Annotated in this window: 23 protein-coding genes; 16 read left to right on the top strand and 7 right to left on the bottom strand. The window is 54.0% G+C overall.

The window, feature by feature from the left end; all coding sequences use genetic code 11:
• The first annotated feature begins 1,086 nt into the window (after nt 1-1,086).
• The 9 genes from MKMG_RS02170 to pdxT all read left to right on the top strand — a co-directional run bounded on the left by MKMG_RS02170 (nt 1,087) and on the right by pdxT (nt 8,648).
• Nucleotides 1,087-2,346, top strand: coding sequence for an ORC1-type DNA replication protein (locus tag MKMG_RS02170; RefSeq protein WP_254059053.1), 1,260 nt, complete (start codon nt 1,087-1,089; stop codon nt 2,344-2,346).
• On the top strand, nt 2,343-2,846 hold the full coding sequence (locus MKMG_RS02165) for an Lrp/AsnC ligand binding domain-containing protein (protein WP_371415188.1): 504 nt from the start codon (nt 2,343-2,345) through the stop codon (nt 2,844-2,846). The genes MKMG_RS02170 and MKMG_RS02165 overlap by 4 nt, the downstream gene beginning before the upstream one ends.
• 11 nt (nt 2,847-2,857) lie before the next feature.
• Nucleotides 2,858-4,015, top strand: coding sequence for an aminotransferase class I/II-fold pyridoxal phosphate-dependent enzyme (locus MKMG_RS02160; RefSeq protein ID WP_165074993.1), 1,158 nt, complete (start codon nt 2,858-2,860; stop codon nt 4,013-4,015).
• A 390-nt stretch (nt 4,016-4,405) separates the two neighbouring features.
• The gene (locus tag MKMG_RS02155) at nt 4,406-5,407 is read left to right on the top strand and encodes an adenylosuccinate synthetase (RefSeq protein ID WP_165074991.1); all 1,002 of its coding nucleotides are present in this window, start codon (nt 4,406-4,408) and stop codon (nt 5,405-5,407) included.
• 4 nt (nt 5,408-5,411) lie between these two features.
• Nucleotides 5,412-5,615, top strand: a complete 204-nt coding sequence (locus tag MKMG_RS02150; protein WP_165074989.1) for a methytransferase partner Trm112 — start codon at nt 5,412-5,414, stop codon at nt 5,613-5,615.
• Nucleotides 5,616-5,643: 28 nt separating this feature from the next.
• A complete protein-coding gene (locus MKMG_RS02145) occupies nt 5,644-6,186 on the top strand; it encodes a hypothetical protein (protein WP_165074987.1) in 543 nt (180 codons plus the stop codon).
• Nucleotides 6,168-7,088, top strand: coding sequence for an adenosylcobinamide-phosphate synthase CbiB (cbiB, locus tag MKMG_RS02140; protein WP_165074985.1), 921 nt, complete (start codon nt 6,168-6,170; stop codon nt 7,086-7,088). Before MKMG_RS02145 ends, cbiB begins: the two co-directional genes overlap by 19 nt.
• 77 nt (nt 7,089-7,165) lie before the next feature.
• Nucleotides 7,166-8,062, top strand: coding sequence for a pyridoxal 5'-phosphate synthase lyase subunit PdxS (pdxS, locus tag MKMG_RS02135; RefSeq protein ID WP_165074983.1), 897 nt, complete (start codon nt 7,166-7,168; stop codon nt 8,060-8,062).
• Nucleotides 8,052-8,648 (top strand): pyridoxal 5'-phosphate synthase glutaminase subunit PdxT, encoded by a 597-nt coding sequence (gene pdxT / locus MKMG_RS02130; RefSeq protein ID WP_165074981.1) that lies wholly within the window; start codon nt 8,052-8,054, stop codon nt 8,646-8,648. The genes pdxS and pdxT overlap by 11 nt, the downstream gene beginning before the upstream one ends.
• A 58-nt stretch (nt 8,649-8,706) precedes the next feature.
• Here the strand turns inward: pdxT and MKMG_RS02125 are convergent, their stop codons facing one another.
• On the bottom strand, nt 8,707-10,836 hold the full coding sequence (locus MKMG_RS02125) for a PAS domain S-box protein (RefSeq protein WP_165074979.1): 2,130 nt from the start codon (nt 10,834-10,836) through the stop codon (nt 8,707-8,709).
• A 196-nt stretch (nt 10,837-11,032) separates the two neighbouring features.
• Between MKMG_RS02125 and MKMG_RS02120 the strand changes: the two genes are divergently transcribed.
• Together MKMG_RS02120 and MKMG_RS02115 are read left to right on the top strand one after the other, a co-directional pair.
• Nucleotides 11,033-12,262, top strand: coding sequence for a histidine kinase dimerization/phosphoacceptor domain -containing protein (locus MKMG_RS02120; RefSeq protein ID WP_165074977.1), 1,230 nt, complete (start codon nt 11,033-11,035; stop codon nt 12,260-12,262).
• Nucleotide 12,263: 1 nt separating this feature from the next.
• Nucleotides 12,264-12,647, top strand: a complete 384-nt coding sequence (locus MKMG_RS02115; protein ID WP_165074974.1) for a response regulator — start codon at nt 12,264-12,266, stop codon at nt 12,645-12,647.
• A gap of 2 nt (nt 12,648-12,649) precedes the next feature.
• Here MKMG_RS02115 and MKMG_RS02110 read toward each other — a convergent pair whose 3' ends face one another.
• The 4 genes from MKMG_RS02110 to MKMG_RS02095 all read right to left on the bottom strand — a co-directional run bounded on the left by MKMG_RS02110 (nt 12,650) and on the right by MKMG_RS02095 (nt 17,232).
• Nucleotides 12,650-12,841 (bottom strand): hypothetical protein, encoded by a 192-nt coding sequence (locus MKMG_RS02110; RefSeq protein ID WP_165074972.1) that lies wholly within the window; start codon nt 12,839-12,841, stop codon nt 12,650-12,652.
• A 416-nt stretch (nt 12,842-13,257) separates the two neighbouring features.
• Nucleotides 13,258-14,343, bottom strand: coding sequence for a DMT family transporter (locus tag MKMG_RS02105; protein ID WP_165074970.1), 1,086 nt, complete (start codon nt 14,341-14,343; stop codon nt 13,258-13,260).
• A 158-nt stretch (nt 14,344-14,501) separates the two neighbouring features.
• Entirely contained in the window at nt 14,502-16,430 is a 1,929-nt protein-coding gene (locus MKMG_RS02100) for a HAMP domain-containing sensor histidine kinase (protein ID WP_165074968.1), read from the bottom strand.
• Nucleotides 16,431-16,554: 124 nt separating this feature from the next.
• On the bottom strand, nt 16,555-17,232 hold the full coding sequence (locus MKMG_RS02095; RefSeq protein ID WP_165074966.1) for a HisA/HisF-related TIM barrel protein: 678 nt from the start codon (nt 17,230-17,232) through the stop codon (nt 16,555-16,557).
• A 117-nt stretch (nt 17,233-17,349) separates the two neighbouring features.
• Between MKMG_RS02095 and MKMG_RS02090 the strand changes: the two genes are divergently transcribed.
• Nucleotides 17,350-17,487, top strand: a complete 138-nt coding sequence (locus MKMG_RS02090; protein WP_165074964.1) for a hypothetical protein — start codon at nt 17,350-17,352, stop codon at nt 17,485-17,487.
• Nucleotides 17,488-17,508: 21 nt separating this feature from the next.
• On the opposite strand, the gene MKMG_RS02085 is transcribed toward MKMG_RS02090, so the two are convergent.
• Nucleotides 17,509-17,973, bottom strand: coding sequence for a CARDB domain-containing protein (locus MKMG_RS02085; RefSeq protein WP_165074962.1), 465 nt, complete (start codon nt 17,971-17,973; stop codon nt 17,509-17,511).
• Nucleotides 17,974-18,061: 88 nt separating this feature from the next.
• On the opposite strand from MKMG_RS02085, the gene MKMG_RS02080 reads away from it, so the two are divergent.
• Both MKMG_RS02080 and MKMG_RS02075 read left to right on the top strand, forming a co-directional pair.
• Nucleotides 18,062-18,541, top strand: a complete 480-nt coding sequence (locus MKMG_RS02080; RefSeq protein WP_165074960.1) for a peptidylprolyl isomerase — start codon at nt 18,062-18,064, stop codon at nt 18,539-18,541.
• A gap of 287 nt (nt 18,542-18,828) precedes the next feature.
• Entirely contained in the window at nt 18,829-19,275 is a 447-nt protein-coding gene (locus MKMG_RS02075; protein ID WP_165074958.1) for a ribonuclease III domain-containing protein, read from the top strand.
• Between the two features lie 619 nt (nt 19,276-19,894).
• Here MKMG_RS02075 and MKMG_RS02070 read toward each other — a convergent pair.
• Nucleotides 19,895-21,214, bottom strand: coding sequence for a PEGA domain-containing protein (locus MKMG_RS02070; protein WP_165074955.1), 1,320 nt, complete (start codon nt 21,212-21,214; stop codon nt 19,895-19,897).
• Between the two features lie 167 nt (nt 21,215-21,381).
• Here MKMG_RS02070 and MKMG_RS02065 point away from each other — a divergent pair, with 167 nt between their 5' ends.
• Both MKMG_RS02065 and MKMG_RS02060 read left to right on the top strand, forming a co-directional pair.
• Nucleotides 21,382-23,157 (top strand): YIP1 family protein, encoded by a 1,776-nt coding sequence (locus MKMG_RS02065; RefSeq protein ID WP_165074953.1) that lies wholly within the window; start codon nt 21,382-21,384, stop codon nt 23,155-23,157.
• Nucleotides 23,157-25,292, top strand: coding sequence for a PKD domain-containing protein (locus MKMG_RS02060; RefSeq protein WP_165074951.1), 2,136 nt, complete (start codon nt 23,157-23,159; stop codon nt 25,290-25,292). Before MKMG_RS02065 ends, MKMG_RS02060 begins: the two co-directional genes overlap by 1 nt.
• Nucleotides 25,293-25,423: the final 131 nt, after the last annotated feature.

Genomic DNA, 25,423 nt, shown 5'->3' with positions numbered 1-25,423 from the left:
CCTGACAGTTACGATCCTAATTATGATCGGATTTACAATTCCTGATCGAGTTATGCCCTGACAGTTACGATCCTAATTATGATCGGATTTACAATTCCTGATCCATTTTGGATCTGATTTATTGTTTAACTGCCAATCTACGGTTTTTTGGTACATTATTAAAGTACTTTATATATCATTAAAAATAAAATGCTCAATGGCTTTTTTTATTACACTCTTAAAAAAATACTTATTTTTTCTCTCCACAAAATTTTACCCAACCATGAATTTTGTTGTTCCAATGGAAATAAAGGGGTGGGGGGGTAAACCATTCTCATAAAATTCTCATAATCTCAAAAAAATTAAACTCTTTCAATATTTTAGCAATTAAACCAAAATTATATGATTTTTTGAGAAGTGGAGATGAATATCAGGTTCCAGTGGAAACAAAGGGGTATTGATGATATTTTAAGTTGTAAAAATCAAACAATATTATATTTAAAAGTTGATCCTGAGTTATTATTGAAAAAGAACCATTAATTTGCTATTTTTTCAATTTATTGAATAATGTTTGATACTTAACTGAAAAATATTGAAAAATACTGAAAAAATTTTATTTGCATAGTGCGGCAGGTCAAAAAAACCCTTCAATTTTTTTCAACATTCACCACAAGGAGCCCCCGGTCTTTAGGCCGGGGAGGAATTGACTTCACATACGATTTTTCCACATCCCCTTTACCATTTGTTCATTCCATTTTTTTCCCTTCCCTGCCTAATCTCATTTAATGTTTCCAATGCTTTTCATCCGATGATCTGCACGTAAAATACCCTGATTTTCAAACAATCCGGACAATATTAAATCCATTTTTATCCCTGATATGGATCCCACTGCTCTTTCCCGGTTGCTTCTGTCTATCTTCTGACCTCGCGAAGACAGACCAGTTTAGATACCTTTAGTATAGCTCCCATCCACATACATACATCCAATGGAAATACCGCATATGGAGGTGACGGATTCAAATGGGGGATGAAGGTGACACACCCAATCATATATATGAAGACCGTCCAGAGGAAGGGGACCCATCTGAAGAGGAACAGAATTCTTCAATAGGGCTTTTTCAGAAATATCTTAAAGACCGATCGATCTTCAAAAACAGGGAGGTGCTCAGGCACTCGTACCGTCCACAGATACTGCCGCACCGGAAAGAGCAGATGGATACGATAGCATCCATCCTCGCACCGTCCATCCGGAATGAGACACCCTCAAATATCCTGATTTACGGGAAGACCGGAACCGGAAAGACGGCCTCTGTCCGTTATGTTGGTGCAGAACTGGAGAAGGCCTGTGGCTCGGTGGGGGTGGAGTGCAATGTCGTGCATCTCAACTGTGAGATCATCGATACCCAGTACCGGGTCTTTGCACAGATAGCAACGCTTCTCGAAGACGATGAAGGGCGCTCGTCTGATCGCCCGCGTTCCATCATCCCGATGACCGGGTGGCCGACTGACCAGGTATATACGGAACTCAAAAACCTCATCGAGGCAATCGGTGGAGTCCATATCGTCGTACTTGACGAGATCGACAAACTGGTCAAAAAATCAGGTGACGAAACTCTCTACAACCTCTCGCGCATCAATTCTGAACTGAAAAATGCGAAGGTCTGCATCGTGGGCATCTCCAACGATCTGCTCTTTACCAGTTATCTGGATCACCGGGTACTCTCGTCCCTTTCAGAAGAGGAGATTGTCTTCCCACCATATAATGCGCCGCAGCTTGTGGATATTCTTCAGCAGCGTGCTGATTATGCGTTCAATGAAGGTGTTCTTGATGAGGGCGTGATCCCGCTCTGTGCGGCCCTCGCCGCCCAGGAACATGGCGATGCCCGCCGGGCACTGGATCTCCTGCGGGTCTCCGGTGAACTCACAGAACGCAAGAATGCTGAGATGGTCACTGAAAAACATGTACGTGAGGCCCGCAATAAGATTGAAGCCGACAGCCTCATTGAATGCGTCAAGACACTGCCATCTCAGTCAAAGGCTGTCCTCTATGCAATGCTGCTCTTTCCAGAAATGAACAAACAGGTCTTCACTTCCGGAGAAGTGGTTCAGGTCTACCGCGACGTCGCCCTGGCGCTTGACCTTGATGTTCTCACCCACCGGCGTATCACTGACCTCATATCAGAACTCGACATGCTCGGTGTCATCAAGGCACGCCTCGTTTCGCGCGGGCGCTATGGACGGACAAAAGAGATGTGGTTTGGTGCCGGAACAAAGAAGATCCTCGAGACCCTTCAGCAGGAAGGCCGGTTTTCAGACGAGCGGCTGAATCAGATTGATATATCTCGATATAAAACATTATTCCGGTGAATAAAATCATGGACGCCAAAGACTGGCTGCTCCTTCGCATTCTCGAAGAAGACAGCACACAGGAGACGAGTGTGGTGGCTGACCTCACAGACCTGAGTGAGGCTGAGGTTAAAGACCGTGTCTGTGTCATGGAAAATGACAGGATCATCCGAGGCTACTGCGCGAGTGTAGACTGGGAGAAGGCAGGCGAAGGAGTGGCAGCGGCGACCGTGAATCTTAAAATAACTCCTGAACGTGACGTCGGCTACGACCGTATCGCCGAGCGCATCGCCCGGTTCCCACAGGTCTGTTCCCTGCGCCTCATCAGCGGAGAATACGATTTTGAACTCCGTGTTACCGGGAGGAATATCCAGGATATCACCCGTTTTGTCTCAGAACAGATCGCGCCGATGGAGCAGATTCGTGAGACTGCCACGATCATTGTGATGAAGACCTACAAGGAGAACGGGAGAATACTCTACGACAGGAAAGAGGGAGAACGCCTTCCATTTTCATTTTAGGGTGAAATATTATGAGAGATTTTATTTCAGCACGAACCCACAGGATTCCACCGTCGGGTATTCGCAGGTTCTTTGATATCGTACAGGAGATGGACGATGTCATCTCCCTCGGGGTCGGCGAACCTGATTATGCAACACCATGGGTTGCCTGCGAGGCAGGCATCGCCTCCGTTGAGCAGGGCCAGACGTCGTACACCTCAAACCGTGGCCTGCCCGAACTGCGCACCGAGACATCACGATACCTTGCAAAGCGCTTCGGGATCCAGTACCACCCGGAAGACGAGATGCTCATCACAACCGGCGCATCCGAAGCGCTCGACATCGCCATCCGGGCAGTCACTAACCGGGGCGATGAGATTCTCATCGCAGACCCGTCCTATGTCTCATACTCTCCCGGCGTCATGCTCTCCGATGGCGTGCCGGTGCCGGTGCCCTGCCGGATGGAGGATGAATTCCGGCTGACCCCGGACGCCCTGATGGAGAAGATCACCCCGAAGTCAAAGGCTGTCATCTGCAACTTCCCGAACAATCCGACCGGGGGGGTGATGTCACGGGAGGACTACCGTGGTATCGCGGATGTCATCTGTGATCATGACCTGCTCTTAATATCAGACGAAATTTATACCGAGATGACCTACGACGGCGAGATGACGAGCGCTGTCCAGGCGGAGGGCCTCCAGGAACGCACGATTCTCATCAACGGGTTCTCGAAGTCGTATGCGATGACCGGCTGGCGGGTCGCTTATCTCTGTGCCCCGAAAGAACTCTGTGACGCAGTACTCAAAATCCATCAGTATGTGATGCTCTCGGCGCCGACCATGAGCCAGTACGCGGCAGTCGGTGCCCTGAAGAACGCTGACCTCGACCGCGAGGAGATGGTGACCGAGTATCAGATGCGGCGCAACCTCTTTGTCCGGGGCTTAAACCGCATCGGTCTCACCTGCCATCTGCCCCGCGGGGCGTTCTACGCCTTTCCGTCCATTAAGGATTTCGGCCTCTCTGACGTTGAATTCTCAGAACGCCTCTTAAAAGAGCAGCATGTGGCAGTGGTACCCGGCAGTGTCTTCGGCCAGTCCGGAGAAGGGCACCTGCGCTGTGCCTATGCGGTCTCCCGCGAGGACCTGCGTGAGGCAGTTCGGCGGATTGAGGCATTTATCACGTCATTGTGACGGGGCATTTCCCCCTGCACAGTCTCTTTTTTTCCATGGGAAATCATCGCCGTGTGAGGAGAGGAATCATAGAGGCCAGATACAATATACCCCCCTTTTTCCACTGGAGCCGGAGTGGTCTGTCCAATAGTGCAGGACAGGTATTCAGACCTGGATCGTCTTTTCAGTCTATGCGACCCAGGCATTGTCCGGGTTGCCGGCCTGGTGGCCCGGTGGGGGCGGCAGGTCTGGTGACGCTACGTATCCGGGTGCGGCAGATAAAGCATTCCGATCCGTTTCAACCCCCCTGTTTCCACTGGAGACCTGTAGTGCATCAGCGCAACCGGCTGATTTTCAGATTCGATTGTAAGGTTTATGTGCTCGGTGTTCCAATGATTATCTGATCGAATAATGAGCTGCACAATCATCGTCGGTGGGTTTTTTGGAGATGAGGGGAAGGGCAAAATAGTTGCCCATGTCGCCCATAAGGACAAACCGTCCATCATCTCCCGGGGAGGAGTCGGTCCGAATGCCGGCCATACAGTAAAAGTCGGGGAAAAGGAGTACGGCGTACGGATGATTCCGTCCGGGTTTGTCTTTCCGGATGCACGCCTCTTTATCGGCACAGGCGTGCTGGTCGACCCAAGAGTACTGAAACATGAAATAGAGTCAGTCGAGGTTGACGGGCGGGTATTTATCGACGGGCGCTGCTCCATTATTGAGGAGAAGCATATCGAGCGGGACCGTGGCGATGAACACCTCTCCAAGACCATAGGTTCCACCGGAACCGGGTGCGGACCTGCGAATGTCGACCGGGTGCAGCGGGTTGCAACGCAGGCAAAAGATGTGCCCGAACTCGCACCGTTCATCATCGATGTCGCCCAGGAACTCAATGATGCCCTGGACCGCAACGAGACTGTTATTCTGGAAGGGACACAAGGGTTCGGTATCTCTCTTTATTACGGGACCTACCCATTCGTCACCTCCAAGGATACATCGGCGTCGCAGATTGCAGCCGACAATGGTGTCGGCCCGACCCGTATCGATGATGTGATCGTCGTATTCAAGGCCTATCCGACACGGGTCGGCGAAGGGCCCTTCGGGACCGAGATGACAAAAGAGGAGTCACATGCCCTTGGTATCGAAGAGTTTGGCACCGTCACCCACCGCGAACGCCGTATCGGCTGCTGGGACGGGAAGATGGCCCGTTACTCTGCCATGATCAATGGCTGCACCATCGGTGCCATCACCGGCATCGACAATGTTGACGAGGCATGTTTCGGGGCAACCGAGTACAGCCAGCTGACCGAGAAGGCACTGGCCTTTATCCGTCAGGCAGAAGAGGATATCGGTGTCCCTATCAAGCTCATATCAACAGGGCCCGAGATAACTCAGATCATCGATATCCGGTGAGAGCATGAAGACTGAAACAATTGAGATCCTCTGCTGCCCGGTCTGCAGGGGGGATCTTGAGCTGACTGCAACCGAGACTGTGGAAACAGAGAGCGGAGCCACCGATGTCGTGGTGGGTATCCTGCGGTGCGGCGCATGCGGCATTGATTATCCGATAGCGGATGGGATCCCGAATCTCCTCCCGCCGGAGAATAAACCGGACCAATAATATCCATCATAGGGGAGAATGGCACTGTATGACAGGTATCTGTGAAATACATCTGAACAGGCGGCAGATAAATGCGGTCGACGCACCGCAAAAGACAATAGTTGAGCCCGGGACTGACCTCGTCGTCCGGTTTGTCAACCACGGCTCATCGATTCACCTGACGCTGAAGGCCATCAATGCATCCCCGTTCACAGATTTTTTTCACGCAAATATCTATGTCCCGGATACCGAGGAGTTTTACATCCCCATCCGGGAGTATGCACACTCCGGCGAATTTTCCCTGCAGGTGATCGTCGGCTACGGGACAAGGAGTGAGGAGACGGTAATAGAGGTCCTGCGCCCGGACGTCGAGGAGACGTTCACCGATAGTCCGGACCTCCCCGAACCGGACGATGACAGGCGCGGTGCGGGCCACTTCTCACCGGGCGGCATCCTCCCGGTGGCCGTTACGATTGGGCTCTCCCTGCTCCTCTACAGTCTCTGGCTGATGGAGGGGAATATTATCTATAACTACATCGCCTATACGCTCCTCTTCCTTGGTGTCCTCGCTGCATGGTTCTCGAACCGGTGATCATCTGGGCGGCCCTCGCGGCTGATCGTGCCGCAGGTGACCCGCCCAACCGGTGGCACCCGACTGCCTGGCTGGGGAGGTTCATCGGGTGGTGGGGCATGCCCGGCCGTTTTTCCCCGGCAGCAGAGCGTCTGTATGGTGCCGTCTGTTGTCTGTGTACGGTTTTTATCTTCGCAATGCCGTTCTATCTGGTATCGCGTTTTTTTCCACCGCTCTTCTATATCGTGGCGGGTGCCGTCCTGCTCTCCCTGACCGTGGGGTGGCGGTCCCTTGAGGAGCATGTCGCAGCAGTGGAACACGGGCTTTCCCACGGTGGCGGCCGGGACGAGGTGCAGATGCTTGTCTCCCGCAACACAGGCACCCTGAGCGACGAAGAGGTCCTCTCTGCTGCCTATGAATCGATGGCAGAGAATCTTACGGATGCAATAATCGGTCCTCTCTTCTGGTTTACTCTGTGCGGCCTTCCGGGGGCCGCTGCCTTCCGGGCCGCAAACACGATGGACGCGATGCTCGGCTACTGCGATCACCGCCGGTATATCGGCTGGTTTCCGGCCCGTCTGGACGACGTGCTCTGTTACCTGCCCGCACGGTTCGCCGGTCTCTGCCTACTTCTCTGGTTTATTCCCTCTGGGCGTGCCGGTGACGCCTGGCGCTGTATGCGCCGCGATGCACACCTGCGGCCGGGGTATAACGGCGGCATCACGATGGCGCTCGTTGCAGGCGGAACAGGGACTGCCTTTGTGAAACCGGGAGTCTATACCATCGGCGACGGCGAACAGAGCCTCCGGGAGGGCGGTCAGGCCATTGTCTCTGCGGTTCGCGGGGCGACAATCATCAGTGCTTTCATCTGCACCGCGGTGCTCCTTGCGGCCGGTGCTCTCTTTCCCCTCATTTTTCCCTGAAGGAGGGCCTGTCACAGGGAGACAGGGATGTATCTGACCATGTATTTATTGCGGTTTCACGACAAGACGTACAGACAATGAAACTTGAAGAGCTCAGGTTCGGGACTGAACTCGTGAAGCGCGGCTTTGCAGCGATGCAGAAAGGCGGCGTCATCATGGATGTTGTGAATGCAGAACAGGCAATGATCGCAGAAGAGGCGGGCGCTGTTGCAGTGATGTCACTTGAGCGTGTTCCGTCTGATATCCGCAAGGCCGGCGGCGTTGCCCGTATGGCAGATCCGGCAAAGGTCATAGAGATAATTGATTCAGTCTCCATCCCGGTGATGGGGAAGACACGTATCGGCCACTTTGTCGAGGCGCAGGTGCTTGAGGCACTGGGCGTTGACATGATCGATGAGTCTGAAGTGCTGACACCGGCAGATGAGGACTATCACATCGTGAAGACCGCATTCACGGTACCCTTCGTCTGCGGTGCACGCAATCTTGGCGAGGCATGCCGCCGTATCAACGAGGGTGCTGCCATGATCCGGACCAAAGGCGAGGCCGGCACCGGCAATGTGGTGGAGGCAGTCCGGCACATGCGTGCGATCACATCCGGGATCCACGAACTGCAGGGCATGGACGATATTGAGATCGCCGCCCGGGCACGTGTTATCGAGGCACCGTATGAAATAATGAAGGATTGCGCTGTCCGTGGCCGTCTGCCGGTCGTGAACTTCTCCGCAGGCGGCATCGCGACACCCTGTGATGCGGCGATGATGATGCAGCTCGGCTGTGACGGTGTCTTTGTGGGCTCCGGTATCTTCAAGTCAGAGACACCCGCAGAGATGGCACGGGCCATCGTTGAGGCGGTAAATCACTATGACGATGCATCCGTCATCGCAGAGGTCTCCCGCGGCCTTGGTGACGCGATGCCGGGCCTTGATATCCACACACTGCCGGAAAACGAGGTGCTCCGGTTCCGTGGGAATTAATATCGGTGTCTGCGCCCTGCAGGGCGATGTTTCCGAGCATGTCGCGGCATTTAAGGCTGCACTCTCTGCATCCGGGCAGGAAGGAGAGGTCTTCTCCTTCCGCCGGGCAGTGGATATATCCCGCTGCGATGCGATTGTGCTGCCGGGCGGGGAGTCTACCACCATCTCCCGTCTGCTCCGAAAAAACGATATGTATGACCCGCTCCGTGCATTCAGAGGGGGCATCTTTGCGACCTGTGCCGGCCTGGTGCTCATCGGCCGGGAGGTCGATGATCCGCGGGTCGAACCGCTCGGCATCATGGACATTGCAGTCGGGAGAAATGCGTTCGGCCGCCAGCGTGACTCCTGCGAGAGGGCAGTCACCATAACAGGTGACAACCGGCCCTTCCGCGGCTACTTCATCCGGGCACCCGTCATCCTCTCGGTCGGGCCGGATGCGATGCCGCTCTGTTACGCTGATCACAGCGTGGTGGGTGCTGTCCAGGGCCCACATATGGTACTCTCCTTTCACCCTGAACTGGGTGGAGACCTCCGTCTCCACCTGCTCTTTCTGGAACGCCTCGGTGCATACACACCTGCACTATAGGCAGATTCACAGGGCATCTGATCCTTTTTTTGCGCATACACAATCTGTGGGGCAGCTGTTACACGTGATCCTGCCGGGGGATATGGAAGGTAAACGCAACCCCCGGCCCCCCGGTCTCTATCTCTATTGTACCCCGCATCTGGCGGGTGAGGACATTGATGAGTTTGATGCCCAGGGAGTCGAGGCTGGTGATATCAAAGTCAGCAGGCAGACCACAGCCGTCATCGCTGGACGAGAGGATATATTCGTCATCCGTCTCATCCAGCCCGATCGTGATTTTTCCCTCTTTTCCGTCTTTGAATCCGTGTTTCAGGGAGTTTGATACGAGTTCATTTACAATGAGCCCGCAGGGGAGGGCGGTGTCGATGTCCATAGTGTGGACGGTGATGCTGAACTCCACCGTGATGACGGTCTCTAGGGAGTATGAGGATATCACCTCGGATGCCAGGTTTCTGAGATATCCTGCCGGGTCGATGGATGCAAGGTTTTCAGACTGATAGAGGGATTCATGCACCAGTGCCATTGACTTGATCCGGTTCTGGCTTTCACGAAGGCGTTCCAGGCTCTCCGGGTCAGTAATCGAGTCTGACTGCAGAGAGAGGAGGGATGAGATGACCTGCATATTGTTCTTGACGCGGTGGTGCACCTCCTTTAAGAGCACCTCTTTCTCCTGCAGGGACCGCCGCAGTTCATCCTCTGCTCTCTTGCGTGAGGTGATATCCAGGATGGAGGCGACATACCGTTCAGTCCCTGGAATCCGTGACGTCCAGCAGATCACGTCCCGGTATGTCCCGTCACGGATCAGAAACTGTAGTTCAGATTCCCACAGCTGCATTCCGAGCATCCGGCCCATGTCGATCTCCGGCGGCCACTGTATGACAGAGGACTCAGTTTCTCCCTCATTTCCCGGCCCTCCGGTCCTTGTGGGAATAAAATCCTGCCAGTTCATCCGGTCTTCCACCTCTGACCTGTTATAGCCACTGAGGCGTTCAAACCGGGTATTGATGAGGGTCAGTGTCCCCTCCCGGGTCAGAATTGCGGTTGCCGCACCGCCCACCTCAAAGAGGGTCCGGTAGTTGGCCTCAGAGAGGCGAATCTCCTCCTGCATTCTCCGTGACTCGGTGACGTCCTCTGCTGAGTAGAGCACTGAGTTGATAAGTGCGTTTTCATCCCGGAGGACGGTAAAATGACCGGCAATAAGCCGTTCTCCCCTCGGGGTCAGGACGGGGTATTCAAAGGAGTCATCAGAGACTGGTTTTCCGGCGAGTATCTGGTTGAACCGGCGGCGTTCATCGTCACGAATCCCTTCTGACAGGAAGGTGGAGAACCAGTTACGGCCGATGATCATCGATTCGTTTTGCCCGAGGACCTCGGCTGCCCGCCGGTTTGCAAGTGCGATGCTGTGGTTTGCCTTTATCACAAAGAGCATCACCCCTGCGGTGTTGAGATAGGTCTGGGAACGCAGACGTTCCTGTTCGCGTTCCTTCTCGGCAATTTTGCGGGCGGTGATATCGATCACAGTGAGCACCACGGATTTGCCGTAACCGCTGCCGACAGAGAGCAGCACCACGATTTCATCTCCGTTTTTGCGGAGAAACCGCGTCTCCACGTCTGAAGCTGACCGGACATCTGCGATGGCAGAGAAGAATGCTTCCATCTCATTTGTGTCCTTCCAGATACGGCTGAGATGTGCTCCCTGCAATTCACCCTGGCGGCAGGCAAGCATCCGTTCAAGGCGGCCATTTACTTCACTGATGATGAGGTTCGGGCGTTCGATGAGGAGAATACCTGCCTGTGAGGTGGAAAATATCGCCTCGTACCGTGTTTTCTCTTTGCTCACCTCTCCAGAGAGTAGAGATATTGCAACGCCCGCCCCTACGAGCACAATGGAATTGACAAAGATGAGATAGGGTTCTGCAAGGACATCAAAGAACGGGTAGTGAAGGAGCATATTGAGAATCCCGACAATGAGTGAGAATGAGATGCCCCGTTCAGGAAAGCGGTAGGCGACAAAGATGATGGGGATGATAAAGAGATATGGCGTCAGGTTCGTGACCCCGATGGATATGCCATATAGAATGATGACAACTGAGATGATACTGAATGTGATGATGACTGCAACCCAGAAATTCAGGTGCCATACGTCATCGGCCGGGGTATACCCTCCGGTTCTTCCTGTACCCTCCATATATATCCATTGGTTTTCTCACATTAAATGCACGCGATACTTTCAGATGGCCGGGAACAGCAACAGTATAAAGAAAATATTTGGCATTGTTCTCTGTATCCGGTAACAGATGCAATATATATTCTGTATTGCATATCAAAAGAGAACAGGATTATATAGCAGGAAAAAAAATACTAACGCGTAGGGAGCGATAGGTTTGGCACTGGAAATTGACGAGAGTAAGCAGGAACTTTCAAGGGTAAAAGAGCTTCTGAAGAATGAACCGCGGGGGCTTTCCATCACAGATATTTCGCGAATATTGAATATGAACCGGAATTCGGTATCAAAATATCTGAATATGCTTCTTGTCTCCGGGCATGTTGATATGCGGTCTGTGGGGGTCGCAAAGGTCTATTTCCTCTCCCAGCGGGTGCCAATCTCTGCCATGCTGGACTTCTCTTCTGACTGTATCATTGTCCTGGACGCAGATCTGAAGATTGTGCAGCTCAATGACAATTATGTCGATTTCTCCGGCTGTCCGCGTGAGGAGCTTATCGGCACCTCAATTATGGACCGGGAACTCCCGGTGCTGACCGATGCGATTGACCCGCATGTATTCGAAGAAGTGCTTCGCGGCCAGGATCTCTCCCGTGAACTCTGGTGGGAAGCAGACGGAGAGGACTTTTCGTTTTTAATCAAGATGATCCCCACGGTCTTTGACGACGGTCAGCCGGGTGCCACGGTGATACTCGAAAATATTACGGATCTGAAACATACAGAACAGGAGCTGAAACACGCACTTGCAGAGAAAGATCAGCTCTTAACCGAGATTCACCAGCGCATCAGAAATAACCTGCAGGTGATCTCAAGCCTCATCAACCTCCAGACATCAGAGGTGAAAGACCCGGACGCACAGCGGATTGTACAGCAGACGCAGAGCAGAATTGAGGCCCTTGCCCTGGTTCACGACAACCTCCATAACTCTCCTGACCACATGCATATCGCGGTGGAGGAGTATGTGAACGAACTGGTGGAGTCGCTCTTTGTCACCTATCGGGTGCCGAAGGAGCAGATTCGCTACTCTGTCAATGCCCCTGGTGTCCTTATAGGCCTCGATACTGCAGTCTCATTCGGTCTTATCATCTCCGAACTGGTTACCAATGCGATAAAACATGCCTTTCCGGACGGGCGTGAGGGCTATATTGCACTCACCATTGTAAAGGATGACGGAAACCGTGTTGTTGTCTCGGTAAAGGATAATGGTGTAGGCATCCATGACAAACATCGCTTGGGTGATGAGCAGTCCATTGGCCTGATGCTGGTCTCCACACTGGTTGACCGGCAGCTGAACGGGACGATGGAGATCTCAAACACGAACGGCACCGGTTATATGATTCAGTTTATTGAACAAAATGAGAAACCGGGTTCATTGACGAAGGAGTACTGATATGGGGAAACACCTGCGGATACTGGTTGTTGAAGACGATGCGATCATCGGCATGGATATTGAGCACCGGGTAAAGAAGCTCGGGTATGAGGTATGCGGTGTTGCAGATACCGCAGCAGAGGCATTGGATATCGCCTCCGCTACAAGTCCTGACATCGCACTCATGGACATCCGTCTGAGGGGAGAGGTGGACGGTATTGAGGCGGCCCGGATGCTCAGGGACACACTTGCGGTGCCGGTTATATTCATCACCGCCTACTCGGATATGAAGATGCGGTCCCGGGCACTGGATATGGACCCGCTGGGCTACATCGTGAAACCGCTTCGTGAGGTGGAACTGAAAAATACACTGGAAGCGGCAGAAGAGAAGATCCGCACCGGGTAGGTTCACTGGCGATTTTTTTTGAATCGGTTGCCGGAGACACCGGCAGAATAGTGATTCCGCTCATTCTTTGCTGCCTTATTGATTATACTCATCTTCCGTTTCTCAACCACGGAATTCATGTTATTCTTCCGGGTGATGGGCACCGGACATGCTGTTTGCTCACTCCTGCAGCCGTGGTATACGATCCTCGTCATTTTGGGCAAAATCTCGGCATCGGGTGCTAAATTGTGCTTAAATAACACATCCTGCGGATCTTTGCCCCGGAAAAATATATCCACACAGAAGCCCGGAGCGGGCTGTTCTCAGTTGAGACAACCGATACGTCCTCTCAAAATACTTGTCAATAGCGACCCCTCAGTAGTTCGCAATAATCCGTATCTTTAGCAAATAAAAGGCATTACAGCGGTCATTTTCCGGCAGTAAAAAAGAGCAGAAAATACGTCCGTTCTGCCCACCGATTCCCCAGCACAGGGGGTCAAAAAGGGTGGACACAGGGTGACAAAAAACAGGGGTTAGGCAGTACTTCCGTTTCCGATATTCATCCGGCCGGGTCTTCACACTTACACACGTTTTCTTTAACAGGGCCGAAAAAATCTTTTATTTTTTCTATTCAGTGCTTATGCCGATGGTGCAGATCGGGCCGGTGGGGATGCTCGTGTTCCCGCGGTTTGTGCCAGTGCGGGTGGGAATGAAATCCGTCTTTGTCCACCGGCGGTGCCTCCGGGCCGTGGATGTGGTCATCATGGTGCAGGTCGTCATGCGAGTGGCGGTGGGAATGGCGCAGTGCGTCATGGGTATGGCGGTGCGAGTGCTTCTCTGAAACCAGGAGCCAGGTGCCTGCACCCATAAAAAAGAATGCGATGATAAACCCTGCCTCCGGGAGTTCACGGAATATCAGCAGGGAGACAATGACCCCGAATACCGGGTTGGTGGAGAAGAGTGCGCCAGCCCGGGCTGCACCCAAAACCCGGAGAGACCTGAGGAAACAGATTGTCATAACCCCGCCGAAACCGATGATGCCCACGGCCATTCCGGCGAGAATGAGGGGCAGGTCCGGGTAGGGCTGCCCGAGGATGAGTGCAATAGCCGTGAGGGTGATGCCTCCTGAGAGGCCCTTGACAGAGACCAGCTGTATCGGGTCTTTGCCCGAGACGTGGCGGGATATATTAGTGTCAGCGCCCCAGAGAAAGCAGGTGAGGATGATACCAAGTGCACCAAGGGAAAACCCGAACGGGCTTGCCGGGTCCCAGGTGAGCACCGCACAGGAGACGGTGATACAGGCGAGGGCCAGCCATATCCGGCGGCCCACCTGTTCATGAAAGATGAGGGTGGCAACGAGTGTCGTTGCGACGGCCTCAAATCCCAGGAGGACTGCAGCAGTTGCAGCGGGGGTATACTGCAGAGAGACCATCAGGACAATGGTGGCAAGGACGGAACCAAAGAGGGCAGATCCCGCCATCCACGGCAGGTCACGCCGTTCAACCGGGGCCTCGCGGGCATGGTTTGCGGTAAAAAATGTGCGCCGCACAAGCCAGAATCCGGCAAAGAAAAGGCCGCTTCCCATATAGAGCAATGAGGCAAGGGTGACCGGTGCGACACTGGTGAGGAGCAGTTTGGTGAGGGGTGCAGCTGATCCGAAGAAGAATGCTGCTGCAAGAATATACAGCACACCGCGGGTGCCCTCACTCACCTTCATTGTGATGAATCGTTGCGTCTGTTGCACGAAAAATACCGGTGTAACGGAGCGATCAGCGGCGGGATTTCGATGACAGAGATGCAGGGTTTTGTCATGCCAGTACTCCGGAAATCCGAGTAGACATATGAGGCGATATTTGCATACACCGGATCTGCGACTCAGTCCTCCTCCCGGCAGAGGCGCCAGGAAGCAGACGGCACATCCATCTCAAAGCAGGCCCCCTCCCCTTCCGTTCCGCATTCACGGATGGTGATGCCGGTGATGGCGAGGATCTCTGCCACCAGAAAGAGTCCGTATCCGGTATTTGATCCATATCCCCGGTGGAATATCTTCTCCTTCTTTGCTGTGGCAACCCCGTCCCCGTTATCGGTGACCGTAATCCGCCCCGTCTCCCCCGGTGTGCCGGTAAAAGAGATTCCAATCTCTGAGAGATGCTCACCTCCATGCCGGATCGCATTTTCAAAGAGATTGTAGAAGACCTTCTCAAGCATCGGGTCGGCATGGATCTCTGCCCCGCCTGTCTCCATGGTAAACCGCAGATACGGGGCATGGATGGCGGTAATGGCATTCTTCACCACATCGGTGAGGGACTGGAACCGCGGCTCTTCGAGACCCATTGACTCATAATCACGGGCAAAGGTGAGCTGATGCTCAATCTTTTTCAGGGTCTGCTCCATCTTCACAATATAGTCCGAGAGTTCAGGGCAGCGGTCGGTGAGCTCCTCCAGGAGATCGCAGTACATCCCGAGGGCCGCAAGCTGGTTGAGGATGTCATGGCGTGTGATGGTGGACAGGAGGGAGAGTTTCCGGTTTGCATCCCGGAGGTGTTTTTCCACCTCTGCCTTCTCCTTCAGTTCTGTGTCAAGGGCTTTGCTCTGTGCCTCTATCTCAGCAATATCTTCCCCCAGCCGCTGGACGAGAATACGTATAGAATCTTCCAGGCGCCTGAGTTCATAGCCATGCGTGCGGCGGATTTCATGTGTAAGATTGCCTAGGGCGATCTCGTCGACATCCTCTGCAATCATTCTCACCGGGCGGCCCAGCGTATAGGCGACGATGTATGCCACCCCTGCAGCAAAGATCAGCCCGCAGACAAGGATAAGCATATACCGCGAGAGGGTGTCTGCAAGCGAAGCATCGAGAACTTCTGTGGAGTAGACCATCACTGCTGCATAGACGATGTCTGACGGCACGATTGTTTCGTTGCCCGGATCGATGAGGAAGATATGAACCAGCCGTTTTTGATCCGGAAAGGCCTTCTCGATGCTGACCCCGGTTCTAAGCACCTGTGCTGCCATCTTGGTGATATCGTCTGCAGAAAGGTAGGGGTGGCTGGTATACCAGCTATCAAGGTCTTCCTGGCTTTTCTCCACAACAACTCCGTTTGTGTCAACCAGGAGGACAGATTCGATTGCATTGTCAACTGCTTTAAGATCGTCTGTGACGTCACCAAACGAGAAGTAGAGGCTACCCGGATCAGCTAAGTGTTTATTAAAGAGGCCGATCTCCAGAATATACCGGTGATCCGGTGTCGGGAGGTAGGCATACTTTCGGACCAGACCAGGGTCAAGCACACTCTGCTCCCATGGGTCTCCCACGTAGGTGGTTCCTTCCCGGATAGCAGTAAGACGTTCTGATATGGCAGGATACGCCGAGAAGTCTCCGCCTAGGTGGACCATATCGGTCGTGTCGATGATCACGTTATGTTCATCAATGATATAGAGCTGCACATCACAGGTGAAATCCTCCTGAATGGTGGCCTGGAGAAGTGGCAGGTCCATGTTTGCCGGATCGCCTCCCGCTGCCGTGTAATCTTTCTCCATCCGGTTCAGTGCATTGCTCATCGGCGGGTCATAGATGGAACTGAGGGTCATCGTTCCGCGGGCGACCAGAGTGACAGCCGTTGTGATCGCTGTCTCGCTCTGTTCGATATTTTCGGAATATGACGTGATGATCCGATCTGTTTCTGTGACAAACCCATGGTATGAACAGGTGCAGACAAGAAGGGTGAAGATGAAGAAAAAGACCAGCAGAATTTTTGTCCCGATGGAGAGGTTCAGGTAGTTTCTTGCTGGGCTTTTGTTCATTCATACTCCTGGTATGTACTATTAATGTCTTTATCTTCGTATCAAAACATTAATCTGCTGAATTGAGTCTGTCAGATTATTCTATAAATATTTGTATATCCATTTCTCCTGAAAATAGTGGTGTTTACGGGTAAGTACCCTGCTGTAGGATATCCAGCGGGATGGCTCCGTGGTGAACTGCGGTTGCGACCAGTGCCCCGTCATAACCTTCTTTAGATACCAGTGCACAATCGGCCCCGGATGCAAGCCCTCCGCCGTAGAAGAGGGTGCCTTCATAGGCGGAGCGCATATCAGCGAGATAGGCCGGCAGTCCCCGTTCGGTCCCCACCGAGCCGAGATTGATCACAATGCAGACATCATAGTCCCAGGCATTGGCGGTTCTCAGGAACGCCGCAGGCGCTTCGCCGGTCGGGTAGATGCGGTCCGCCTTCAGGTCAACGGTGAGGGCGCCGCCGTGATATGCTGCAAGGTCCTGTCCGCCGGTCTCGGTGGAGATGACGGGAAAGACACCTGCCCGGCGGTCTTTCTCACTCACGGTATACGCCCGGCGGCCGCGGTTGACATAGCTTTTTTTCAGGATGCGGCAGCAGGCCCGGACGCCCTCTTCATTGTCCCGGCCGGTCTGTTCAATACCGTCCAGGTCGGCCACATAGCCATAGACAGGTTTCATCGCCGCTGTGTATGCGGCAGGTGCGGCATCCGGGACCAGTCCCCAGTCGAGAGGCCGGTAGCTCGCCCGGTTGCCGGACTGCCCCTGGACGACAGCACCTCCCATGATATCGATTGCAAGCAGAATGTCCATAGAGATTCTGATAAAAAAAGGGTGCCCGGTAGGCAAAAAACTGTGCATGTTCCGAATAGATCAGGGTGGTACCGGTCCGGCGGCCGGACCAGGGATGGCCGGAGTCAGAAAAGGTTCGTGAATTCCTGCGCAGACACCATGACCGGGACCCGGAAGAGCCAGGTGACCTGTCCTGACATGTTGGTATGGTCCATGCGTCTTTGTCCGTCTTCTCCTGCAGGTCAGCAGGAGGCATCGGCCGGGAATGACGGATAGTAATGAAGAGACACTCTCTTTTCAGAAGAAAGCATCAGAATAGGTGCCGACGACGGTCGTTGCCGGGGTTGTTTCGTTCACAAGCATGGCATAGGTCTCTTTTCCCACCCGGAGGTCGGCGGTATCTGTGCGTGTTATTGTTTCTCCTGCGGCAATACGCCCGACCGGGAAGATGAGGTCTGTCTGCTGCCAGTCGGGGGCACTTGGGGGTGTCGTCAGGTAGACGGAGACTACCGTATTATCTGCTGTGGCTGTTCCGGTGTTTGTCACGGTCAGGGTGATGGTGTAGGTGACTGTGAGATTCGCAGGGTCAGTCTCTGCAAGTGCGGTCTCTGTCCCATAGGTGAGGGCCGGGGCGCCGGGTTCGCCGAATACGGCAAACAGAAGCAGACAGCTGCCGGCAATGATAAGGGGAATGTACCACTTCATCCTGCGGTAGACTGGGGGTTGGATGGTTATGCCTGTTGTGGCAGGACAGGCCCGCATAACCCATGATTATTTATCTGCGGGGGTGAAAAAGACTGGGAATACAGGTGCGAAATTGTGCCTGCATATTGAAAAGGAGCAACCCCCGATGCCAACCAAAGTTAAATTAGAAACCACCAAGGGCGACATTACCATCGAACTCTACGATGACATGCCAATCACTGCAGGAAACTTCAAAAAACTTGTCGAGGACAAATTCTATGACGGAATCGTTTTCCACCGGGTGATCCGCAATTTCATGATCCAGGGCGGATGTCCGAAGGGCACTGGCACAGGCGGACCCGGCTATACCATCAAAGACGAGTTTGTCAAGGGCCACTCAAACGCCCGCGGCACCATCTCGATGGCCAACACCGGCCAGCCGAACAGCGGCGGTTCACAGTTCTTCATCAACCTGGTAAACAACAAGTTCCTGGATTTCGATAATCATGAGACACCATCCAGCCACCCGGTCTTTGGTGAAGTGGTCGAAGGTATGGACATCGTTGATGCCATTGCGTTCTCCCGCATCGACAAGAACGACCGCCCGGTAGAGAAAATTGTCATCACAAAGGCAACTGTTCTCTGAAATATTTATTTTTTTGTCCGTTTCGTCTTCTGCCCGCGAGAGCAAGAGGCAGGCCGGGGTATAACCTTTTCTTCCGGGTGTGGTCAGGCCCAAAAGAGGAAGACACCGGCGGACGCTGCAATAAATAACACGATCATTGATACCATGAGGCCACATTCCCTTCCCGTGAGCGTCTTTTTTTCCAGGTGTTATTCATACTGTTTTTGCTTATATGTGGCAAAAAGAGACTATGTGGGATAAAAAAAGATGTTATTATCTGATCACTCCGGATATACTAACACACACTCATGAATCCGCTGTACAATGAACTGGAGACGGCACTTGGCTACCGGTTTTGTGACCGTGCTCTTTTAGCCCGTGCCCTGACCCGGCTTGCGGCTGCAAAAGAGGATGGCCGGGGTGATGGCAGTGCGATGGACGGCCTTGCTACACTCGGGGATGCGGCCATCGATGTGGTGGTGCTGGAGCATCTTATAGCGGGCGGGATGGAAAGCAAGGGGGAGCTCTCTTTAACCAAGATGAATATGGTTAATATGACGGTCCTCCGCCGCCTGGCCGAGTCCTTCGGTCTGCACCGGTATGTGACGTGGGGAAAGGGGGAGCGTAGTCAGGAGATCTGGCGGTCGGGCCGGGTGCTTGCGGAGTGCATGGAAGCGGTCTGCGGAGCTGCCTACCTTGACGGTGGTATGGGGGCTGTTCAAAGAATTCTTGTGCATCTCGGATTCTTCCTTTAAAGTGTACCATAATATCCCGTTCTGGCCGTTGTCAGTGATGACACATTATAAATCTTGTCCCTGATGAATTATTAACAAATAGCATATAGTTTGCGCGTAAAGTACTTGTTTTATATCGGGAAGAGTTGTCTGGCAGGTTATTGTCTGATGAAATATCACAAAATAGGGTTATTAATGCAATATGCTGGCATTTTTATCTGATTTTTGTCTAATCGTGGTGTGATCATTTGCCATGCGTATCTGCATGCAGAATTGCATGCACATTCTCCTGGTAAATAACGCCGTAAGGCGGACCTGTGGTGGTGCCTGTTGTCAGTGGCACAGACAGCACTGCTGTCTCTCTTTACTATCCATGACATGTGTTCCTGCCGGTCCGGGTATATCCGATAACAGTTCCGCGGGCAGTTCCGGTTAACCTCCTTTCTGTCCGTCCGGAATCTGAATACGTTTTCCCTCTCCTCCCGATTTTTAAGATATTTGTTCCCCTCTGCTCACAGAGTTAACTGAATAAACCGCCGGGTCGGTATGACACTATCAGCCGGTTCGTTCTGATTATTGGGTTTATTCGGATTATCTGGAAAATAGAGTGTTTTTGTATCTGTTCCCTGATCCGGCCGGATCACCGGATGTCTCGCCACCGGGCGAAGAGCAGAGCCAAAAGCCCTGCTGCCGGGAAGAAGAGAGGTGCCGGGCTTTTGGTGGGCACGGGTGGTGTCGCTTCGCCCGGTGCGAGCGGCAGGGAGAGTGAGGCTGTCTGGCCGGCGGTGACAGTCACCGTCGCCTCAGCAGGTGCATATCCGGCAAGCTGCAGGCGGATAGTGTGGGTGCCTGCGGGAATGCCTGTGATGGTCGCCGGTGTCATACGATCAGATATACTTCCGTCAATACGGATCTCCGCACCCGGCGGGCTGGTGCTCAGGGCGAGTTTCCCTGTCCCCGCAGACGGTGTGGTAGTGGCGCTGCCCGATCCTCCTTCCAGGTTGGCATAGACCGTCACGGTCTGCCCTTCTGAGAGGGAGACTCTCTCCTGGTAATCGTCGTATCCTCTGAGTCTGAGGAGGATGGTATGTTGTCCTGTCCTGAGGTCGGTGATGGGAAAATATCCGCTCTCCATCGTCTCCCCCTGGTAGATGCCGTTGAGGTATATTGCAGCGCCGGCCGGGACTGAACTGATGCGTATGGCATTCTTTGGTGTAGCAGATCTAAGGGTGGCGTATATGGAGCGGGTGCCGCCACCGGTCATGTCAATCGTCTCACGCCAGTTATAATAACCGTTTTTTATGATGACAATCTGGTGTTCCCGGGGTGTTACATCGGTTGCCGTGTGGGGTGTTGTGCCAATGATGGTGCCGTCGAGTTCAATAAATGCGCCAGAGGGGTCAGAGGTGAACGTGATTGCGCCGTTGCCGCCCAGGTTGAGGGTGACGGTCCGGTATTCACCACCTGTTACGGTGACAACCTCGGTTGCACTCTCAGAACCCGGCATCTCTGCAATTACGGTGTACGTGCCCGAGCGGATGCCGTTGACGGTCACGGGGGAAGTTCCCTGATAGATGCCGTTGATATACACCGAGGCGCCTGAGGGTGTGGTCTGCACCGCAAGCGTAGCGGTGGTTACGCTGCTGTCCTCGTTCAGGGTGAAGTAGAGGTCAGTGGACGAGCCGTCCGTTATATATGGCAGGCTCTGTGAGGTGGTGTAATATCCGGCCTTCCGGACTTCTGCTGTGCTGTAGCGGGTGCCGGTGGTGGAGACACTGACGGTCAGCACTCCCCCGGATATCTGGCCCTTATAGACGCTGTCAAAATAGACCTGTGCGTAGTCAACATTGGAGTGGATGCGGTAGTGTGCCATTCCTGCTGCTGCGGGGCATAGGAGGAGGGCACCTACAATGAGGATCAGGATGCCGGCACAGAGACGCCGGTGTGCACGACCTGTCATACGTGATATTCAGTGGGTGCCGTGATATAGCTGACTGGTAGGGAATGGAGGTGTCGGGACGTGCGATATTTGGCATGTATGAAGGCGATACTATATTTTAATCTCAGGAAAAACATTCTTCAGGTGATTATACGATATATCCTGACCTCGGCGATGACGAAAAACTGGTGACGACCTCACCTGCTGTCAGGGTCAAATCCCATTCTTTTGATCTCTTCCTCACGCAAAAGCGTCTCATTCTCACACAGCCCGATTATCCGGATGCGCATCCGGTGGATATTCTGTTCACCAATGTGCTGGAGTTCTCGCGCGGTGAGACAGCGGAGGGTGACCCGTCTCTCTTCCTTACCGTCACATCCGGGGGGAATGAGCGGATGATGGTCCTTGCGTTTGACGGTGGCGGTGGGTTTAAGGCGGCTGATGAACGCGATCGGGTGGCAGAACTGGTGGCCGGCATGCTGGAGGAAGTGGCGGCACCGCCGCCTGCTGCCCCTGCACCGCCCGCACCAGACGTGGCAGATGCAGGTGCCCTACCCTCTGCCGGCTCCACGGATATTCTGGTATCTGCACCGGCGCCATCAGTCCCTGCCCCGCCGGCCCCTCCCGCAGCGGATGTGGCGGATACAAGTGTCCCCTCCCCTTCCGGCCCGGCAGAGACCACAGAATCTGCACCGTCTGCACCATCGGCGGCCCCGCAGAAGCTGTCTCCACCGGTCTCCGGGCTGAAAGCGGATCATATCATTGTGAAAGGCCATGAGTTCACTGCCTCCCTGACACCGGAGTTATTATCCCTCGTCCACAATGAGAACCCGGAGGCAGTGCCGCTTACCGTGCGGCTGGCAGACATTACCGGCATCGTCCCGAAGGAATCAGCGGGGGGTGATCCCTCCCTGCATCTCCGTGTGCGGTCCGCAGGCGGCAACGAGCGGACCATGGTGCTGGTCTTCTCGGAGTGGTACTCCGGCGGCAGAGCAGAGGAACGCGATGAGTGGGCGGCAGCGCTCACGGATACCACCCGTGCGACGGTGGCGTCACGACCGTCTGCGCCTGTACAAACCGGGGCCCGCATATCTCCTGCTCCGGTCAGAGCACCTGCCGCCACGCAGGTATCCGGCGGGGCAAAGTTCTGCACCGGTTGTGGTGCCTCGCTCACAGGCAGCCCCCGGTTCTGCCCGAACTGCGGGATGGCGATCACCGGTGGTCCCTCAACAATGGAGACCGCCGGCGGTATCCGGGACCTGCCCTTTGATACCGCAGCAGATGAACGCACGGTAACAAAACGCAGGACCCGGCAAAAACGGGAAAAGCCGGAAAAGCGCCAGCGGCAGCCCGGGGCGCGGCGAAAAGCCTCCTTCCGGTTCCGCAGCCAGGAACTTGGGCTCTCTGAAGTCCCGTTCGTTGAGAAGTATATCGGCTTTCTCGCTGCACCGGATGACGCCTTCCGGTATACAAAGAACGACACTTTCGGGCAGGCGATAATCTATCTTGCGTCAGTCCTCGCCATCTTTGCGGCGGTCACATCCATTGTGCTGCACCTCTTTGCAGGCTCTCTTGATGCAGCGGAGTATCCCCGGATGGCGGCTTTGGGCGCAGATCTGGTGGACACCATCCTTCTCATCCCCAAAATTGTCATTCTCGGTATCGTGGCAATCCTCCTCTGGTCCGTTGTCATGCACATCTTGCTGCGCCTTGTCGGCCAGAGCGATGACGTGACAGAGACCTTCCAGACCTGTGCGTATGCGGCAACGCCCTTTGGCACCGTGGGGCTTATCCCATTCTTTGGTGCACCTCTCGCAGCACTCTGGATGCTCTTCCTGCAGTATAAAGGGCTTGTCGGCGCAGATGGCGTGGAGAGCAGGTTTGCAGCACTGGCGGTCGCAGTGCCGGTCATTCTCTTTGGCGCTATCTTCTTAATCTTCCTCTCAGCAGGAGGTTCTCAGTGATGAAAAAATCAACTCTTCCCTTTCTACAAAGGATACTGAATCTTCCGGAGGGCATACCATCCGGCCTTCTGATTACGCTTGTGGCGGTGCTTGTCATCTTTGCCTGTGCTGTCCCGGCGGTTAGTGCGGATACTCCCCTGACGGTATCCTTCAGTTTCTCCCCTGCCAGTCCGGATGTGGGTGAGTCAGTCTCCTTCTCCGGTACATCCACCTGGTCCAACATCACCAACTGGGCATGGAATTTTGGTGATGGCGGCTCCTCAGCCAGTCAGAACCCGACGCACACCTACGATGCCGCAGGGACCTACAGCGTGTACCTCACGGCGTCGAATGCTGCCGGAACAGCTACTTCAAGCCCCCAGTCAGTTACGGTTAACGCTGCGGCAAACCCCCCGGTAGCCTCCTTCACATTCTCCCCTGCCAGCCCTGTCGTTGGTCAGGCAGTCTCCTTTACCGATGCATCAACGGGTGATGGTATCACTTCGTGGAGCTGGGATTTCGGTGACGGGCAGGGCAACACGTTGCAGAATCCGTCCCATGCCTATGCGTCTGCAGGCACGTATACCGTCAGCCTGACCGTTACGAATGCTGCCGGTACGTCTTCCCCCTATACCCGGTCAGTTACGGTTACGGCGGAAAATCCCCCGGTGGCCTCCTTCAGTTTCTCCCCTGCCAGTCCTGCCGTAGGGCAGGCAGTCTCCTTCACTGACGCATCAACGGGGGGGGGTATCACTTCATGGAACTGGAATTTTGGTGACGGACAGTCCAGCACGTTGCAGAACCCGTCCCATGCCTACACGTCTGCCAATACCTATACAGTAAGCCTGACCGTTACGAATGCTGCCGGTACATCTACTCCATATACCAGGTCGGTTACGGTTACGGCGGCTTCGAATGTGCCGGTCGCTTCGTTTAACACCGATCTGAAGACCGGCGATGCGCCCCTGACTGTGAAATTCACTGACACCTCACAGGCATTTAACGGTGCAAGTATCGCTACTAGGAAATGGGATTTTGATGATGGAAGTGGCATTATAACTGAACAAAATCCCGAACATACTTTCACGTCTGTTAAAAGCTATACCGTACGCCTGACCGTTACGGATGATGCCGGGCTGTCTTCATCCACTACTGAGATAATAACGGCTGAAAATCCCCTGGAGGCAAAATTCACGTGGAACCCGACAAATCCTGACGCGGATGAAAAGGTCACCTTCACCGACCAGTCTGATGGATATCCCGATGAATGGATATGGGATTTTGGTGACAATACCGGATATGTGGGTAAGAATCCCCCCGACCACTCCTTCACCAAAGATGATGAGTATGACGTGAAACTCACCATCAAAAAGGATGGATTGCCCTCTGTCTCGGTCATCAAAGAGATCACCGTCGGGGAAGGCACCACCACCTTCACCGGGGATAACCCCGTCGCTGACTTCACCTGGTCACCGACAAGCCCGGTAGTGGGACAGGTAATCTCCTTCTCTGACATCTCGACGGGTGATGACATCGATCGGTGGAAGTGGCACTTTGATGACAGGATGGACTTCTCCGGAAACCGGTTGAGCACTCTTGAAAACCCAAAGCATACCTACGAGAATGCAGACAGTTACGATGTGACGCTCACGGTCTGGAACAGCGGCGGCGGCAAAGATCACATTTTAAAAACGGTCACCGTCGGCACGGTCAGGCTCAATGCCAGGTTTAATGCCTACCCTTCAAGTGGCACCGCACCGCTTGCTGTGCGGTTTGTTGACGCATCCACCGGCGCTGACATAGACTCCTGGTACTGGGACTTTGGCAACGGCCAGACCTATACCGGAAAATCCCCGTCGAATGTTGTATACTCGTCCCCCGGAACCTACACGGCCTCCCTTGAGGTGAGAGACGGCAGCAAGACGGATGAATACACGGCGAGAATCACCGTCAGTCCGCAGGCGACCGCGACAGCGGTACAGACCGCTGTTCCCACGGCCACTCCGGCGCCTGCCAAGGAGGTCGGGTTTATCGGCGGGGAATACCGGAAGATGGCCGGTCTCTATAATGAGTATATCAGCATTATCTTCGGGTTTCTGGGCATCCACGATGAACCTGATTTCCTCATCATTGCGGTGAAAGACAGCCAGACCTGAGTATATCCCTTTTTTTCGCATCGTTACTGTGCGCACATTCTGTGCAGGGATCAATACCCAACTGTTTATCAGCCTGAACCGGTCTGAGCATATGTGTCCGGTGCTCTGTTAATCTCTTTGAAAACGCCGTG

This window comes from Methanogenium sp. MK-MG (assembly GCF_009914725.1).
In the GTDB taxonomy this organism is placed as follows: Archaea; Halobacteriota; Methanomicrobia; order Methanomicrobiales; family Methanomicrobiaceae; genus Methanogenium.
Note: the sequence above shows the minus strand (reverse complement) of the source record. Positions and strands in the feature narration are given on the sequence as shown.